15 protein-coding genes, 2 tRNA genes and 1 other RNA gene (1 of these 18 cut by a window edge) are annotated in these 15,671 nt (G+C 63.0%); 8 read left to right on the top strand and 10 right to left on the bottom strand.

Going from position 1 to position 15,671, the window contains the following annotated elements; all coding sequences use genetic code 11:
- The 3 genes from A9K68_RS09900 to rnpB all read right to left on the bottom strand — a co-directional run.
- Positions 1-59, bottom strand: a tRNA-Leu gene (locus A9K68_RS09900); it reaches 27 nt to the left of the window's first position.
- 62 nt (positions 60-121) lie between these two features.
- Positions 122-194: transfer RNA gene (locus A9K68_RS09895), tRNA-Pro, on the bottom strand.
- A gap of 58 nt (positions 195-252) precedes the next feature.
- Positions 253-513: RNase P RNA component class A (rnpB, locus tag A9K68_RS09890), an RNA gene on the bottom strand.
- A gap of 408 nt (positions 514-921) precedes the next feature.
- Here rnpB and A9K68_RS09885 point away from each other — a divergent pair.
- Positions 922-1,350: a CBS domain-containing protein gene (locus tag A9K68_RS09885; protein ID WP_029348055.1), complete on the top strand. Its 429-nt coding sequence runs from the start codon at positions 922-924 to the stop codon at positions 1,348-1,350.
- 301 nt (positions 1,351-1,651) lie between these two features.
- Here the strand turns inward: A9K68_RS09885 and A9K68_RS09880 are convergent, their stop codons facing one another.
- Positions 1,652-2,431 (bottom strand): alpha/beta hydrolase, encoded by a 780-nt coding sequence (locus A9K68_RS09880; protein ID WP_065011069.1) that lies wholly within the window; start codon positions 2,429-2,431, stop codon positions 1,652-1,654.
- A 131-nt stretch (positions 2,432-2,562) separates the two neighbouring features.
- Between A9K68_RS09880 and A9K68_RS09875 the strand changes: the two genes are divergently transcribed.
- From A9K68_RS09875 to A9K68_RS09865, 3 genes are all read left to right on the top strand, one after another.
- Complete coding sequence (locus A9K68_RS09875) at positions 2,563-3,492, top strand: LysR family transcriptional regulator (protein ID WP_065011070.1); 930 nt, start codon at positions 2,563-2,565, stop codon at positions 3,490-3,492.
- A gap of 210 nt (positions 3,493-3,702) precedes the next feature.
- A complete protein-coding gene (locus tag A9K68_RS09870) occupies positions 3,703-4,857 on the top strand; it encodes an efflux RND transporter periplasmic adaptor subunit (protein ID WP_065011071.1) in 1,155 nt (384 codons plus the stop codon).
- Positions 4,857-7,988 (top strand): efflux RND transporter permease subunit, encoded by a 3,132-nt coding sequence (locus A9K68_RS09865; RefSeq protein ID WP_065011072.1) that lies wholly within the window; start codon positions 4,857-4,859, stop codon positions 7,986-7,988. The genes A9K68_RS09870 and A9K68_RS09865 overlap by 1 nt, the downstream gene beginning before the upstream one ends.
- A 57-nt stretch (positions 7,989-8,045) precedes the next feature.
- On the opposite strand, the gene A9K68_RS09860 is transcribed toward A9K68_RS09865, so the two are convergent.
- Together A9K68_RS09860 and A9K68_RS09855 are read right to left on the bottom strand one after the other, a co-directional pair.
- Positions 8,046-8,255, bottom strand: a complete 210-nt coding sequence (locus A9K68_RS09860) for a hypothetical protein (protein ID WP_163603005.1) — start codon at positions 8,253-8,255, stop codon at positions 8,046-8,048.
- Complete coding sequence (locus A9K68_RS09855; protein WP_163603004.1) at positions 8,252-8,518, bottom strand: hypothetical protein; 267 nt, start codon at positions 8,516-8,518, stop codon at positions 8,252-8,254. The genes A9K68_RS09860 and A9K68_RS09855 overlap by 4 nt, the downstream gene beginning before the upstream one ends.
- Before the next feature lie 219 nt (positions 8,519-8,737).
- Here A9K68_RS09855 and A9K68_RS09850 point away from each other — a divergent pair, with 219 nt between their 5' ends.
- From A9K68_RS09850 to A9K68_RS09835, 4 genes are all read left to right on the top strand, one after another.
- Positions 8,738-9,553 carry an SDR family oxidoreductase gene (locus A9K68_RS09850; RefSeq protein ID WP_065011073.1) on the top strand — a complete coding sequence of 272 codons (816 nt, stop codon included), beginning with the start codon at positions 8,738-8,740 and terminating at the stop codon, positions 9,551-9,553.
- A 26-nt stretch (positions 9,554-9,579) separates the two neighbouring features.
- A complete protein-coding gene (locus A9K68_RS09845; protein ID WP_029348059.1) occupies positions 9,580-10,074 on the top strand; it encodes a MaoC family dehydratase in 495 nt (164 codons plus the stop codon).
- A 181-nt stretch (positions 10,075-10,255) separates the two neighbouring features.
- A complete protein-coding gene (locus A9K68_RS09840; protein WP_065011074.1) occupies positions 10,256-10,900 on the top strand; it encodes a TetR/AcrR family transcriptional regulator in 645 nt (214 codons plus the stop codon).
- Positions 10,901-11,123: 223 nt separating this feature from the next.
- Positions 11,124-11,363, top strand: a complete 240-nt coding sequence (locus A9K68_RS09835) for a DUF680 domain-containing protein (RefSeq protein ID WP_065011075.1) — start codon at positions 11,124-11,126, stop codon at positions 11,361-11,363.
- Between the two features lie 80 nt (positions 11,364-11,443).
- On the opposite strand, the gene A9K68_RS09830 is transcribed toward A9K68_RS09835, so the two are convergent.
- Genes A9K68_RS09830 through A9K68_RS09815 form a run of 4 tightly spaced genes read right to left on the bottom strand, consistent with a single transcriptional unit; the run spans position 11,444 to position 15,589 of the window.
- Complete coding sequence (locus tag A9K68_RS09830) at positions 11,444-11,674, bottom strand: hypothetical protein (protein ID WP_065011085.1); 231 nt, start codon at positions 11,672-11,674, stop codon at positions 11,444-11,446.
- A 54-nt stretch (positions 11,675-11,728) separates the two neighbouring features.
- Entirely contained in the window at positions 11,729-12,310 is a 582-nt protein-coding gene (locus tag A9K68_RS09825; protein WP_065011076.1) for a sarcosine oxidase subunit gamma, read from the bottom strand.
- Complete coding sequence (locus A9K68_RS09820) at positions 12,303-15,296, bottom strand: sarcosine oxidase subunit alpha (RefSeq protein ID WP_065011077.1); 2,994 nt, start codon at positions 15,294-15,296, stop codon at positions 12,303-12,305. Before A9K68_RS09820 ends, A9K68_RS09825 begins: the two co-directional genes overlap by 8 nt.
- Positions 15,293-15,589 carry a sarcosine oxidase subunit delta gene (locus A9K68_RS09815; RefSeq protein ID WP_065011078.1) on the bottom strand — a complete coding sequence of 99 codons (297 nt, stop codon included), beginning with the start codon at positions 15,587-15,589 and terminating at the stop codon, positions 15,293-15,295. The genes A9K68_RS09820 and A9K68_RS09815 overlap by 4 nt, the downstream gene beginning before the upstream one ends.
- Between the last annotated feature and the right edge of the window lie 82 nt (positions 15,590-15,671).

Raw genomic sequence — 15,671 nt, 5'->3', positions numbered from 1 at the left:
CAACGGGAATACCCGGCCGGGTTTAGGCCGGCTGCGTCTACCGATTCCGCCACGTCCGCCCGCCACGTCCGCAAGTGCTTTTCCAGCTTCGCGCCGCGTTCGCAAAGATCGCGAACCGGGATGGTCGGAGTGGCAGGATTCGAACCTGCGGCCCGTCCCAAACGAGGTGCGCTACCAGGCTGCGCTACACTGCGGCTCTCCGAGCCCATAGGCCGAGCCTACGCGTCTGCCGGTTCTCGCCACGAGATGCTTGAGACCAGATCCCCTGTAAGCCGGGTGCTGTCGAGGGCTGCCATTCCTCTTGGACGCCTGTCGCCAGGCGCCTCCTTGCCCGCCAACAAAGCACTTCTTGCGGTTGCTTCCCCCGCCCCACCCGTCCCGACTGGGACGGCTCGTCTCTGTTGCCGTGGCTCGCCTCGCGGCGGGCAGGCATTACCTGCTGGGGTGTGTCGGCGAAGCCCGGAGTTTCCTCGCTCCACGACATTCGTCGCTTAGTCCAGCCCGGAGATCTGGTCTCTTCTGGTGGATCGGCTGGACCGCCACGATCCCAACGTTCTCACCAAGAAAATTTGAGCCGCACAGGGCCAGAGTAAACTATCCCCATGCGGCGGACCGTCTCCGGTCCTGCCGGTTTATATGGGAACAAAACGGGAAAGTTCAAGCATCACGCGCCCATGTCCAGTCTGCCAAGGGCATTCACCGCAAACGGGACCGGAGCCCGAGCGTTCCGGCGGATCTGCATGGCGGCGCGGCCAAACCGGCTGGAACCATTCGGCCCGGCTGTTAGTTCCATCGGCGAAGAACGGGACCGCCGAGCGAGCGTCGCAGCGCGACAGGCCTGAGGTGCTCAACAAATCTTCCAGGCCAATATCGCTCTACGTCCGCTGGTGCCGTTCTGGGCACGAACAGGGAGATTCCACCATGAAAGTCGCTGAGATAATGACCCCCAACGTCCATCTCGCCAGTCCTGGCGAGTCGCTCCAGAAAATCGCGAAACGAATGGCGGTTGATGACGTCGGATTTCTGCCCGTAGGAGAAAACGACCGACTCGTCGGAACAATCACCGACCGTGACATCGTCGTACGTGCCGTCGCCGAAGGCAAGGACGGCAACGCGACAGTCCGCGACGTGATGACCAAGGATGTCAAATACTGCTTCGAGGACGAAGATATCGAGCACGTCGTCCAGAACATGGGTGATATCCAGGTCAGGCGGTTGCCGGTCCTCAACCGCGACAAGCGCCTTGTGGGTGTGGTCTCGCTCGCGGACGCGGCGCTGAAGGAAGATCCGGCAACCGTCGGAATCGCGATGTCCGGCGTGGTCGTACCCGGCGGCGCACACGCGACGTAAGCGCTCTGCCCGGCAGGCGAGATCGGACTGAGTTCAGCGGCCCGCATTAGCATCGGACCCAAAGTGGGTACCGGTGTGGGGCATCCGATGCTCAACAAAAGAGGAGCGGCGGCACGAGTCGGTTTGAAATGGCCTCTAGCGTTTGTCGCGTCTCAAAGAGCCCAGCGACGGCTCGACCGAGTCCTAGCCACACTTTCCCGGCCATATGCCGGGAGCATCGATGACGGCCCCGGGCTGCAATAGTATTTTGCACGTTTCTGCTTGCGCTCTTGCCGTGGCTCAGAGCAACGATTGGGCGATGTCAGTTCGGTGCCCCCGCGGTGTCGCCCAGCACCACACCCTTGGCAGCCTGTTCGATGACCTCGGCTACAGCCTGTGGCTGGGTAAGGAACACCACATGGCTGCCTTCGACTTCGGTCGTGACCGCCCCGATACGATCGGCAGTGCTCCGAAGCAGTTCTGGCGCAATAGCGCCGTCCTCAGTCGCGGCAACGTACCAGCTTGGCTTGGTCTTCCACGCCGCCGTCGTCACCTTGGCCTCAAGCGCCTTCATAGCGATCGGCACCTGTGAGTCACGCAGGAATGCGGCGTCGGCATTATCGGTGTCCCCGGCAAAGCCGGCCTTAAACGTCTCAGTCTTCAGGAACGCGAAGCCATCGGGCTGCACGTCAGGCTGAAAGTTCGGCGGCGGAGGAACCTCGGCATATTGGTCCAGCGTGGATTGACCGACCTCTGGCGCGAAGGCGGCGACATAGACGAGGCCCGCAACGTTGGCAGCGTCGCCGGCTTCTGTAATTACCGTGCCACCGTAGGAATGGCCGACCAGAATGGCTGGTCCGTCCTGCCGGGCGAGCACGCGACGCGTTGCGGCTACATCGTCTTCCAACGACGTGAGCGGATTCTGAACGATCGAGACTTTATAGCCACGACTTGTCAGTTGGTCGTAGACGCCTCGCCATCCAGTTCCGTCGGCAAAGGCGCCGTGGACGAGAACGACGTTGCGGAGCGGCGCGCTCTGTGCATCAGCAGCAGTTGCCGAAAGCGTCAGTGCACCGACGGCGATCGCTAGGGATTTTATCATGGTAGTTCTCCAGTTGGATTGCTGATAGGACAATCATGATCTACCCTGGAGAATAGCGCTTGTTTATCGAGCGGATTCGGACATCAATGTCTCAAAATGAGAGACAATCCGAATTTTTCTGGAGAACTCATATGCTGCGCGACTTCAGCGACACGGTCGCTTTCGTAAAAGTGGTGCAGGAGGGCAGCTTCACAGCGGCGGCGCGCGTGCTCAAGGTGCCGAAGACACGGGTCAGCCGGAAGGTGCAGGAGCTGGAATCCAGACTGCGGACACAACTGCTGAATCGGACAACGCGCAGCCTGAAGCTGACTGAAGCGGGAGCGGTTTATTTCCAGCACTGCGAGCGAGTGGTGAAGGATCTGGAAGATGCGGAGAACGCAGTGGCGGAGTTGCAGCAACATCCGCGCGGGTGGCTTCGGATTACAGCCCCCTACTGGCTGGCAACTCGCGTCCTCGCGCCGCTGCTCACCGAGTTTCGCCGCTTCTATCCAGAGGTGTTCCCGCAATTGCTTCTTGGGCACGAAGTCGTCGATCTAGTCACCAAGGAGATCGACGTCGCATTCCGGCTCCAGGAAAGCATCCTGCCCGATTCCACGCTCACGGCTCGGCGGCTCGGCGCATTGCCGATGGGCATCTATGGAGCCCCGACCTACCTAAAACGCGCAGGAACGCCACAGCATCCAGCGGAACTGGCAGAACATGCCTGTCTGTTGACAGAGTTTTATTTCAATCGTCCGGCAGTAGAATGGCCCCTGTCGAGCGGCGGCGAGCGGTCCCAGTTCAAAGTGCGAGCAGTGGCCGTCGCCAGCGATCCAGAGGCGCTTCAGGGATTCCTGCTGGAGGGAGTTGGCCTGTTCATGACCAACCATGTGCGCGTCAAGTCGGACGTTGCCGCCGGAAGACTGGTTCGTGTCCTGCCCGATTGGGCGGGGCCCGAACCAACGCTCTATGCGATCCGGCCTGGAGGCCGCGTTCAGCCCCCCAAAGTTAAAGCATTCTTGGACTTTCTCATTCCGCGGATCGATTTGAAGATGATTGACAGCAAAGCGAGCCACATCTGATCCTGCGCACCACCCCTTTGACGGCAGTCGGCTGATCCGGTTTTGACCGAGCGTAGCCCCTATCAACGTTACACCGATTTAATGTGCAAGCGAGCGGGAGAATTGCCATAAAGCTTTGATATCGACGAGTCATCCTGCGGGTCGGAGTGCGCCGTCGCGTCTACTTCACCTTGGGAACCGTAGGCGGTATATTTGCCAACCGGAGCGCCGATGGCCACCTGGAAACAGATCGTTTTTGCACTTGTGATCCTCGTCGCGGCTGCGGCCGCCTGGGTTCGCTTTTTTCCAGGCGCGCCGGACGTGCTGGCGCGCTGGGGCATCGACTGGGCTTATGCCGCAACGCCACCAACGGGCGCCGTTGATAAGGCCGGGCAAGCAGGCAGCAGCAACGCAGCCGGTCAGCGGGTGACTATCGTCGCATTGCCGGCAGCCGCCGCCATCATCAACGATCGCCTGCAGGCGATCGGCACCGGCCGCGCCAACGCCTCGGTGACGGTCAATCCCTACAGTTCCGGCCGCCTCGTCGAATTCCTGGTCGAGTCCGGCGCCCATGTCGAAAAGGGGCAGGTGATCGCCACCCTCGATTCCGACACCGAGGTGATCGCACAGGACCGCGCCAAAGTTGCTTTGCAGGACGCGCAGGCCAAGCTCGACCGGGTCAAATCGCTGCGGGCTTCCAACGCTGCGACAGCGGTCGCCGTTGCCGATGCCGAAGTGGTGCTGGCCAATGCCAAGCTGGCGCTTCGCGATGCGGAACTGGCCTTGCAGCGCCGCTCGATCGTCGCGCCGATTGCCGGGGTGGTCGGCATCCTGCCGATTGCCGCCGGCAATTATGTGACCAGCCAGTCGGCGGTCGCCACCCTCGACGACCGCTCCAGCATACTGGTCGAATTCTGGGTGCCGGAGCGCTTCGCCGCCGCCGTCAAGATCGGCGCGCAATTGTCGGCAACGCCGATCGCCAATCCCAACAAAGCCTATACCGGTACGGTTTCCGCTATCGACAACCACATCGATGAAGCCAGCCGTACCCTTCTGGTCAAGGCAAAGATCGCCAACCCGGCCGATTCGCTGCGTGCCGGCATGTCCTTCCAGATCTCCATGAAATTCCCCGGCGACAGCTATCCGGCGGTCAGTCCGCTGGCGATCCAGTGGGGTTCGGACGGTGCCTATATCTGGGCCATCGTGGACGGCAAGGCCAAGCGGGTGGCCGTGCGCATCATCCAGCGCAACACCGAGACTGTGCTGATCGACGCCCCGATCGTCAGCGGCGACATGGTGGTGACCGAAGGCACCCAGAGCGTCAGCGAAGGCAGCGCGGTCCGCATCGCCGGCGAAGAACAGCGCGCCGCGGACGCCGACGGCTGATGACCGCAACCAACAACGCCGCCAGCGATACAGGCTTCACCGCACTGTTCATCCGCAGGCCGGTGATGGCCTTGGTCTTGAACACGCTGATCGCGGTCGCCGGCCTTGCTGCCTTCTACGGTGTCGAAGTCCGCGAACTGCCGGATGTCGATCGCGCCGTTGTCACCGTTAACACGACCTTTGAAGGCGCTGCGGCTGAGACCGTCGACCGCGAATTGACCGACGTGATTGAGGGCGCGGTCGCCCGCGTCTCCGGTGTGAAGACGATCTCGTCCACCTCGTCCTTCGGCACGAGTCGCGTCACCATCGAATTCAACGACGGCGTAGACCTCGACGTCGCCGCCTCCGATGTGCGCGATGGCGTTGGCCGCGTCGTCGACCAGATGCCGGACACGGCGGATGCGCCGCGCATCGTCAAGGCCGACGCCAATTCCGAGCCGGTGATGCGGCTGGCTGTCACCTCCGACACCATGTCGGTGCAGGACATGACGGTGCTGGTCCAGGACCAGATCGAGGACGAGCTTGCCGCCGTGCCCGGCGTTGCCGACGTCCAGGTCTATGGCGACCGCGACAAGATCTTCCGTATCGATGTCGACCAGAACAAACTTGCCAGCCTGGGCTTCACCGTCGCCGACCTGAGGACAGCGCTGGCTTCGGTGGCTTTTGATTCGCCGGCCGGCTCAATCACCACGACCAACCAGGACCTGATCGTGCGTCCGACGGCGGACGTGACCACTCCGGAGGAGTTCGAAAAAATCATCATCGGCGGCACGACCCGCATCCGCGACGTCGCCACCGTCACGCTCGGTCCCGATATCGGCCAGACCACGTTGCGTTCGAACGGCAAGACCGGCATCGGTCTCGGCATCATCCGCCAGGCGGAATCGAACACGCTTGATATTTCGACCGGCGTCAGGGCCGCGGTCGCCGCGCTGCAGGCGGATCTGCCTCAGGGCACGTCGATCAAGGTCACCAGCGACGATGCGGTCTTCGTCAACGGCGCGGTGCATGAGGTCGAGATCGCACTCGGCCTGTCCGTCTCCATCGTGCTGATCGTCATCTACGTGTTTCTCCTCGACTGGCGCGCGACGCTCATTCCGGGGCTTGCGATGCCGGTGGCCATGATCGGGACGGTCGCCGCCATCTATCTCGCCGGCTTCTCGGTCAACATATTGACCCTGCTCGCCCTGGTGCTGGCGACGGGCCTGGTCGTCGACGACGCCATCGTCGTTCTGGAAAACATCGTGCGACGACGCAACGAAGGCATGGGGCCACGCGCCGCAGCCGTGCTTGGTGCCCAGGAAGTGTTCTTCGCCGTCATCGCCACGACGTTGACGCTGGTCGCAGTCTTCGTGCCGATTTCCTTCCTGCCCGGCCAGACCGGCGGCCTGTTCCGCGAATTCGGCTTCGTTCTCGCCATATCGGTGCTTCTGTCCGCCGTCGTGGCGCTGACGCTTTGTCCGATGCTTGCCTCACGTATGCTGTCGGCCGCGCCGCTTCACCACGAAGGCGGCAGCGGCATCGGCGCCCGCATCGGCGGTGCGCTGAACACGCTCTACCGGCGATGCCTGCGCACCTGCCTCGACGCGCCGTGGATCGTACTCCTGGTCGCGCTGCTGTTTGCAGCCACCGCCTTCACGCTGTTCGGCACGATTCGCCAGGAACTGACGCCGACCGAGGATCGTGCCGTCGTGCTTATGCGCGTCGACGCGCCGCAAGGCGTCAGCCTCGATTACACGACCGAGCAGATGCAGAAGATCGAAAAACTGATCCAGCCGCTGCGCGATTCCGGCGAAATCCGCAATACGTTCGAGAGCGCCGGCCGGAACGGCGCCTACAATGCCGGCTTCATGGTGATGACGCTGGCGCCGTGGGACGAGCGCGACCGCAGCCAGCAGCAGATCATGGCCGATATCAGCCGGCTCACCCGGCAGGTGCCGAGCGTGCGCGTCTTTCCGATGCAGCCCAACAGCCTCGGCATTCGCGGCGCCGGCAGCGGCCTGCAGTTCGCGCTGGTTGGCAACAATCGCGCAGCGCTCAGCGACGCTGCGGTGAAGATCATCGCCGAGATGCGGAAGGATGCCCGCTTCCAGTCGCCCCGGCTCTCCGTCGACCCGACGCAACCCCAGCTTTCGGTGGCCATCGACCGCGAGCGCGCTTCCGACCTCGGCATCGACATCACCGGGCTTGCCGATACTTTCCAGGCCATGCTCGACGGCAATGATGTCGTCGACGTCTACATCGCCGACCGCAGCTACGGGGTGAAGCTCGTCTCGACGACCAACCCAATCAACGATCCGACCGACCTGGAGAACATCTTCCTGAAGACGGCCGACGGCCGCTTCGTGCCGATGTCGACCATTGCCACGCTGGTCGAGCGCGCCGTGCCGCCCTCGCTGACCCGCGAGCAGCAGCAGCCGTCGGTGGCGATCACCTCCAATCTCAGCGGCGATTTCGCGCTCGGCCAGGCGCTCACCCGCGCCGAGGCAATCGCCACGCCGCTCCTGCCGCCGGGCAGCCGCATCGTCCCCTTGGCCGAGGCGGCGACGCTGGGCGAGACCAACAGCGCCATGATCACCATCTTCAGCTTCTCGCTGGTCATCATCCTGTTGGTGCTCGCCGCTCAGTTCGAGAGCTTCGTCAGTGCGGTCATCATCATGGCGACGGTGCCGCTCGGTCTTGCCTGCGCGATCTTTGCCCTTTTGCTCAGCGGCACCAGCCTCAACGCCTACAGCCAGATCGGCCTGGTGCTGCTGGTCGGCGTCATGGCCAAGAACGGCATCCTGATCGTCGAGTTCGCCAATCAGTTGCGCGACCGCGGGCTCGGCGTCCGCGAGGCGATCGAGCAGGCCTCGACCATCCGGCTGCGGCCGGTGATGATGACGATGATCTGCACCGTGCTCGGCGGCGTGCCGCTGGTGCTGGCGAGCGGCGCCGGCGCCGAGGCGCGCATCGCGCTCGGCTGGGTGATCGTCGGCGGGCTGGGTCTGGCCACCGTCTCGACGCTGTTCCTGACCCCGGTCGCCTATCTCCTGCTCGGCCGCTTCGTGACGCCGAAGGTGGAAGAGGCATCGCGGCTGAAGCGCGAGCTCGAGGAAGCCGCCTACACCAATGTCGAGCCGGCTGAGTAGGCCCTTCCGTTTTGCGGAGAGGATGCCGTTTAACCAATTGCCCGTGAAATCCGGCAGTCAAAAATATGGATTTCTCGGATCAAAGGGATACTTTGGTTCACCCTTGCCAGTTGAAACGGCACCCGCGATAAGCACCCCCTTCGGTCCAAATTGATAGTCGATGCCGGCGCAAAGGTGGGCGAGATCCTGGTAGTTAAAACTACGCAGCGCACTACCACCTTCGAATGCGGCTGCTTTGAGTTGCTCAGGCGTGAGCGGCTCAATCATCCTATCGCGATAGGCTTGACCTTGGCCTTATTGAGCTTGGACCACTGGCATTCGGCGCCGATAACTCGCGCCAGCATGATATTTCTAACTGCGGTCGCGGCTGGATCATCCAAAGGGATCGAATATTTCTTGAGAAAATAGTTCGTACTCGGGTCGTTGGTCATCGACTTGCGCCAAAAGGGCGGGAACTTGTCTGCGGCCTCGGCGAAAATTGTACTTGCCATCGACACAAGGACAACCCCGACAAACCGCTGTAACCACATGGACGTAACCTCAAGCTATTCTGATTAGGGCCTTGTAGACACCGTGCCATTCGGCTTGCCCAGTTCGGTAGGCACGCGCCCCATCGCGTCGGCCAGCGGGCACGACCGCTGTCACGTGGGTCCGGGACTTTACCCGCGGCAGGGATGATCGTACTTCGGTTAGCCTTGTCAAGGCGAGCCTTTTTGCTGGGCGAGGCAAGGGCGCGCGGAGGAATTGCGATGAGCTATATGGATGAGCTGTTTTCGGTGGCCGGCAAGACCGCGCTGGTGACCGGGGCTGCGACCGGCATCGGGCGCATGGCGGCGACCGCTTTGGTCAGGGCCGGTGCTACCGTGATGATCGCCTCGCGCAAGGGCGAGGGTTGCATCAGGGTCGCCGGCGAACTGAACGGCCTCGGCGGCTCCGGCCGAGCCGAGGGCTTTGCCGGCGATGTCTCCAGCGAGGTTGGCATCGCGGCGCTGGTTGCCCAGGTCAAGGCACGGACCGAACGGCTGAATATCCTGGTCAACAATGCCGGCGTTTCCTGGGGCGCGCCGCTGGAAAGCTTCCCCTACCATGCCTGGGCCAAGGTGTTCGGTGTCAACGTCACTGCCGTCTTCCATCTGACGCGCGAGCTCCTGCCGCTGCTCGACGCCGCCGCCAGCGATGCCGATCCGGCCCGGGTGATCAATCTGGGTTCGGTGATGGGTGCGCAGCCGCTGGCGGACGACGCCTATTCATACTCTGCCTCGAAAGCCGCGGTTCACCACCTGACACGCACCTTGGCGATCGAGTTCGCCGCCCGCCGCATCACCGTCAACGCTTTCGCCCCCGGCCCCTTCCAGAGCCGGATGACCGCCTTTGCCATCGCGACGGAGGACCAGGCCAAGCATGTCGGCGACCATGTTCCGATCGGCCGTATCGGCGCGCCGGATGACATTGCCGGCGCAACGCTCTATTTGTGCAGCCGAGCCGGCAGCTATGTCACCGGCGCCATCCTGCCGATCGATGGCGGGCAGTCGGTGCAGCATGGGCTGACACTGTTCAAGGAATGAAGCCGCTCGCGTTCCGGACGGTTGAAATGGAGGACATCAGCGTGGAACCGATCAGTCTCGATGTGCTTCTGGCAAGTGTCGGCAAGGAAGTCGGCGTGTCGCCGTGGCGGGTCGTCTCGCAGCGCATGATCGACCAGTTCGCCGATGCCACCGACGATCACCAGTTCATCCATTGCGATCCGGAGCGCGCCAAGCGCGAGACGCCGTTCGGCGGCACCATCGCGCATGGCTTCCTGTCACTTTCGCTTTTATCGGCGATGACGTTCGAGACCATGCCGCCGCTCGAAAACAGCAAGATGGGCGTCAACCATGGCTTCGATTCGCTGCGCTTCCTGGCGCCTGTGAAGACCGGCGCGCGCATCCGCACCCGTTTCGTGCTGGCCGACGTCAAGGTCAGGCCGTCGGGCTGGGTGCAGACGGCGCATGATGTGACCATCGAGATCGAGGGTTCGAAAAAGCCGGCATTGACCGCGCGCTGGCTGACGCTGACATTGATCGAGCGCCAGCCGGAAGCGGCCTGAACGGGTCAACGAGCCTCGGCGGAGATGATCTTCATGTGCTGGCCAACCTAGGGGTATCGCCAATCGGAGCGCCGCGACGCCGATTTTGCCAATGCTTGATTTGACAACGCCTTGTCCGTTTCCGTACAGCGTATATAAATTAGCCAGCCACTAACAGCCGCTAACAGAAGGCAGGCGAAAATTGCCGCTCAGCGTCCAGACACGCCGCGAGAAACAAAAGGCCGAACTGCGCTCCGAACTTGTCGATGCAGCGCACAAGCTCGTGCAGGAGGGAGGCTATGAAGGCCTCACCATCCGCAAGCTGGCCAAGCGCGTCGGCTATGCGCCAATGTCGGTCTATTCCTATTTCGCCGACAAGCAGGACATCTTGTTCGCGCTGGCCGAGGATGCGTTCGAGACCCTGGCAAAGCGTATCGAGGATCACCCGGCCGACGATCCGATCGAGGCGCTGCAAGTCGTGATGACCGAATACGCGGCCTTCGGCCTTGGCAACCCCAACGAGTATCGCACGATATTCATGACCGAAAAGGTCAAACCCCAGGAAGGCAGGACCTTCGCCGAAATGCAAGAGGGCAACCCGTTGATGAAAGTGCTGATCAATAGGGTCGAGGCCTGCGTTGCCGCCGGCAAGCTGAAGGGCGACCCGCGCGCCCTTGCCACCATGCTTTGGGCGGTTGGCCACGGCACGATCTCGCTGCTGATTACCTTTCCTTTCTATCCGTTCGGCGACCAGCAGGCGTTCGTGAAACGGATGCGCGACTTCACGCTTTCCGCGCTGGCCACCCAGGACGTGCCCCCGCTGACCGAGACGCCGGCCAACTGCTGAAGGGTTCCTTCGGTTTCGGACAGCTTAAGATCTTGTCCGGCAGGGTGAACGGCACCGCGTGTGCAACTCGTCGCGTGCTGGCGCGGCGCGATTCCCAATATTCACATAAAACTTTTTTCGTACATGTACGACTTCTGACTTGAACCCCGCGACTATCTGGCGTATATGTACGCTATATCGTACATGTACGGAAAAGATTCAGCGGTTGAACCGGAGACAGACAATGAAAAAGACGATCCTCGCCCCCGTGGCCGTCCTGGCATTCTCGAGCGCTGCCTTCGCCGGCCAGAGCCAGCCCGGCAAGCCGGCCGCAGCCTGCGCCGACACCAACGTCAAGCTCGATTGCGGCGCGACCGGATCGGTCGAAGAGACAGGCCCGGCGACCCACAAGGGCTCGACTGAAAACAAGTATCCGCGGCTCGGCATCGATATCGATCCGTGGATCGTGCCCAGCACGTTCTGAGGTTCGAAAACAAATGGGTGGTAGGAAATCCTGACCGCCCGCCTTCGTGGCCATTTCAGCCAGACTCCGCCGGACGGAAGTTATTTCCTGCGTTTCTTCATTCCGGCCACGATCTTGGCCTTGCCGGGCCTTGCGGGAGCGCCGGAAATCGAAGTCCCGGTGATCGACACCGGATCGCTGGCCGGAAACGTATCCTCGAGGCCTTCCTCGAGTTCCTCTTCAATATTTGAGCCTTCATGCGGCTCGTGTTCGAGAGAGCGAACGGCCGACGTCTTCTGGACTGGTGGATTTGGCGCTGATTTCGACGGCATCGACATCTCCCTCGACTTGCTCCGGCTCCGGCAAACGGTCGGTCGCAGCGAACGTTATGCCGCTGCGTCGCGGGCCGCCTCCGACAGGAGAGTAAAGGCATAATCGGAAAAGGAACGCCAGCATTCAACGCGGAACGCGTCGGAAGCGGTGCGCAACAGCACGATTTCGACCTTACCGAGAATGGTGCGCGACGCCGCGCCTACCGGAAAGGCGTCGAGCGACAAATCCTGCGGACAGCCTGAATTGATCGTCGCCGCCGCTGCCGGGCCGGTGACCGATATGGCTACGTTGCGATGCGAGATGCCGACCGCCGAATGCAGTACTGTCACCTCGGCGCAGTCGACGAGCGGGTCTTTTCCCACCTCATCGATGACCAGCCATTCGTCCGGCCCAAGCCACAAGGCCGTGCGCCCGGCCTTTGCCGCCGAGGTTTTGGGTTTTTGCGGCAGGGTTACGCCGAGCGCCTTCGAAAGCGCCGCGACCGAGGCGTCCGGCGCACGCAGCGAAATGCGCTCTGCCGGTGGCAACACGGCAAGCGTGACGCCGGTTGCGGAAAGCTCCTGACCGGCGAGAGCCGGGCGGCGTTCGACTGACGGCGCAGCGGCGGCAGATTTCTTCGCGGCAGCCTTAGCCATTGAGGCGCTCCCCCTTCTCGTCGAAGAACACCATGCCGGTGACCTCCACCTCGATCGTCGCGTTGGGCATCGACACGTAAAGCGTCTCACCCATCCGGTCGCGGCCGCCGGCAACCAGCGCCAGCGCGATCGAGCGGCCGCAATTTTCCGACCAGTAGCTGGAGGTGACATGGCCGATCATGGTCATCGGGATCGCCTGCTTCGGATCGCCGACGATTTGCGCGCCTTCTTCCAGCACCACTTTAGGATCCTTGGTCTTCAGGCCGACCAGTTGCTTGCGGCCGTTGGCGACAAGGTCCGGCCGCACCATGCCGCGAATGCCGACGAAATCGGTCTTCTTCTTGCCGACTGCCCAATCGAGACCGGCATCGTTAGGCGTTACCGTGCCGTCGGTGTCCTGGCCGACGATGATGTAGCCCTTTTCGGCACGCAGCACGTGCATCGCCTCGGTGCCGTAGGCACAGGCGCCATGCTTCTGGCCCTCGGCCCATAGCGCTTCCCAGACGGCCTGGCCGTAGTCGGCCGGCACGTTGACCTCGAAGCCGCGTTCGCCGGTGAACGACATCCGGAACAGCCTTGTCGGCACGCCGCAGATCCTGCCTTCGCGCACCGACATATGCGGCAGCGCCTCGTCCGACATGTCGATGCCTTCGACCAGCGGCGCGATGATGTCCCGAGACTTCGGTCCTTGCACGGCGATCACCGCCCACTGTTCGGTGATCGACGTCAGCCAGACATTGAGATGCGGGAACTCGGTCTGGAGGTAATCCTCCATATGGTTCATGACACGCGGCGCACCGCCAGTCGTCGTCGTCACATGGAAACGGTCGGGTGCAAGCCTGCCAACGACACCGTCGTCATAGATGAAACCGTCCTCGCGCAGCATGATGCCATAGCGGCAGCGGCCGGGCTCCAGTTTCTCCCACGGATTGGTGTAGAGCAGTTCCATGAACTTCGCCGTATCCGGCCCGACCACCTCGATCTTGCCCAGCGTCGAGGCGTCGAACAGGCCGGCCGTCTTGCGCACCGTGACACACTCACGATCGACAGCGGCGTGCATGTCCTCGCCCGACTTTGGAAAATACCAGGCGCGCTTCCACTGGCCGACATCCTCGAACACGGCACCTTGGCGCTCGGCCCAGGGATGGATCGCCGTCTTGCGAGTCGGGTCGAAGAGCGGACCCCGCGCATGGCCGACGATCGAGCCGAAGGTCACCGGCGTGTAGGGCGCCCGAAACGTCGTCAGGCCGACTTGCGGGATCGGCTTGCCGAGCGTCTCGGCGGCGATTGCCAGACCGTGCATGTTCGAGGTCTTGCCCTGGTCGGTCGCCATGCCGTTGGTGGTGAAGCGCTTGACGTGCTCGATCGAGCGCATGCCTTCATGCACCGCCTGGCGGATGTCCTTGGCGGTGACGTCGTTCTGGAAATCGACAAAGGCCTTGACCGTCGTATCCGCCCCGGCGCCGGGCGCCGCACCCAGCATGCCGCGCGACCAGCTCTCGCTGGCGTCAACCTTCGGCTTGTTTCCCCTGGCGGTGTTGGCGCCGACATCCTTCGCCGCCTTGGCGCCCGCCGCATAGGCCTCGTCGATCGTCGCCGATAGCCCGTCCGTGCCGTTGCAGGCGCCGACGGAGACGCAGTCCTGCGCATAGGCGCCGGGCACGAAGCGCTTGGTCTCGTCGTTGAAGGCAACCTTGCCGCGCGACTGCGAGAACAGATGCACCGACGGTGTCCAGCCGGCCGACATCAGGATCGCGTCAACGGGGATGGTACGTTCGCCGCCGCCATTCTTCGGCTGCACGGTCATCGATGAGACGCGCAATTTGCCGCCGGCGCGGATCACCGCGCGGCCGAAATTGACCTCGATGCCGAGCGCCCTCGCCTCGTCGATCACCGGCCCAGTCGGGTTGTCGCGCAGGTCGACGATCGCCGCCACGCCGACACCGGCCTTCTTCAGATCGATCGCCGCCGCATAGGCGGAATCATTGGCCGTATAGACGCCGATATTCCTGCCGACCGTGACGCCATAATGGTTGAGATAGGTGCGCGCCGCCGATGCCAGCATGATGCCGGGCCGGTCGTTGTCGGCAAACACCATGTGCCGCTCGATGGCGCCGGTCGCCAGGACCACGCGCTTGGCACGGACCTGCCACAGCCGCTCGCGCGGCAGGTCGCGGCCGGGGTTCTGCAAATGGTCGCTGACGCGCTCGACCAGCCCGACGAAATTCTGCGCGTAATAGCCAAAGGCCGTGGTGCGGGACAGCACACGGACGTTATCCATCGTCTTGAGCGTCGCGACCGCACTCTGCGCCCAGGCAAAGCCGTCCTGGCCATCGATCTTCGCGCCGCTCTCGAAACGCAGGCTGCCGCCGAACTCCGCCTGCTCGTCGACAAGGATGACGCGCACACCGGTCTCGGCCGCCGCCAGTGCTGCGGCAATGCCGGCCGCACCGCCACCCAGCACCAATACGTCGCAATGGGCGAAGCGCGCCGAATAATGGTCGGGGTCCGCCTGATCGGGGGCGACGCCGAGCCCGGCCGCAGCACGGATCTTGGGCTCGTAGAAGTTTTTCCAGGCGGACTTCGGCCACATAAAGGTTTTGTAGTAGAAGCCCGCCGAAAGCAGCGGCGAGGCGATGTCGCCGAGCGCACTGACGTCGAAGGAAAGCGACGGCCAGCGGTTCTGTGACTGTGCCGCCAGCCCGTCATAAAGCTCCTGCACGGTGGCACGGACATTTGGTGTCTTCCTGGCGGAGTCGCGCTTGATCTCAACCAGCGCGTTGGGCTCTTCCGCCCCGGCGGACAGAAAGCCGCGCGGCCGGTGGTATTTGAACGAGCGGCCGACCAGATGGACGCCGTTGGCGAGCAGCGCCGAGGCCAGCGTATCGCCCTCGACACCGGCATAAGATTGGCCGTCGAAGCTGAAGCTGGCAGTCTCTGCCTGCCTGAGGCGTCCGGCGCCGGGAATGCGGAACGCTGCGATCATTTGGAGGCTCCCGGCAGCTTCGCCGGCTTGGGCTCGCCGGCCTTGTAGGTCAACAGGAACCTGTCGCTGACGGTGTCGCGCACGGCGTTGAAGAACCGCGCACAGCCATGCATGTGCCGCCAGCGCTCATAGATGATGCCTTTGGGATTCGAGCGGATGAAGAAGAACTTTTCGAAGTCGTCATCGCTCTCGCCGGCCATGTTAGCCGAACGCGCAATATGCGCCTCGCCGGCGTTGCGGAATTCGAGTTCAGGACGCTCTTCCTCGCAATAGGGGCAGCGGATGAGAAGCATGGTTGTTCCTACAATTCGCCGGGGCCGACGCGGGCGCCGGCCGGTTGATCGCAAAGCCAGTGACCCAACATCACGAAGCGGG

The sequence above is a fragment of the Mesorhizobium sp. AA22 genome (assembly GCF_001672375.2).
GTDB lineage: Bacteria > Pseudomonadota > Alphaproteobacteria > Rhizobiales > Rhizobiaceae > Mesorhizobium > Mesorhizobium wenxiniae.
Note: the sequence above shows the minus strand (reverse complement) of the source record. Positions and strands in the feature narration are given on the sequence as shown.

Coding starts and splice junctions, on each gene's coding strand:
- A9K68_RS09880 (WP_065011069.1), bottom strand. CDS start 2,431: ATGATAAAATCCCTAGCGATCGCCGTCGGTGCACTGACGCTTTCGGCA.
- A9K68_RS09885 (WP_029348055.1), top strand. CDS start 922: ATGAAAGTCGCTGAGATAATGACCCCCAACGTCCATCTCGCCAGTCCT.
- A9K68_RS09845 (WP_029348059.1), top strand. CDS start 9,580: ATGGAGGACATCAGCGTGGAACCGATCAGTCTCGATGTGCTTCTGGCA.
- A9K68_RS09860 (WP_163603005.1), bottom strand. CDS start 8,255: ATGATTGAGCCGCTCACGCCTGAGCAACTCAAAGCAGCCGCATTCGAA.
- A9K68_RS09825 (WP_065011076.1), bottom strand. CDS start 12,310: ATGGCTAAGGCTGCCGCGAAGAAATCTGCCGCCGCTGCGCCGTCAGTC.
- A9K68_RS09875 (WP_065011070.1), top strand. CDS start 2,563: ATGCTGCGCGACTTCAGCGACACGGTCGCTTTCGTAAAAGTGGTGCAG.
- A9K68_RS09830 (WP_065011085.1), bottom strand. CDS start 11,674: ATGCCGTCGAAATCAGCGCCAAATCCACCAGTCCAGAAGACGTCGGCC.
- A9K68_RS09835 (WP_065011075.1), top strand. CDS start 11,124: ATGAAAAAGACGATCCTCGCCCCCGTGGCCGTCCTGGCATTCTCGAGC.
- A9K68_RS09820 (WP_065011077.1), bottom strand. CDS start 15,296: ATGATCGCAGCGTTCCGCATTCCCGGCGCCGGACGCCTCAGGCAGGCA.
- A9K68_RS09815 (WP_065011078.1), bottom strand. CDS start 15,589: ATGCTTCTCATCCGCTGCCCCTATTGCGAGGAAGAGCGTCCTGAACTC.
- A9K68_RS09855 (WP_163603004.1), bottom strand. CDS start 8,518: ATGTGGTTACAGCGGTTTGTCGGGGTTGTCCTTGTGTCGATGGCAAGT.
- A9K68_RS09850 (WP_065011073.1), top strand. CDS start 8,738: ATGAGCTATATGGATGAGCTGTTTTCGGTGGCCGGCAAGACCGCGCTG.
- A9K68_RS09870 (WP_065011071.1), top strand. CDS start 3,703: ATGGCCACCTGGAAACAGATCGTTTTTGCACTTGTGATCCTCGTCGCG.
- A9K68_RS09865 (WP_065011072.1), top strand. CDS start 4,857: ATGACCGCAACCAACAACGCCGCCAGCGATACAGGCTTCACCGCACTG.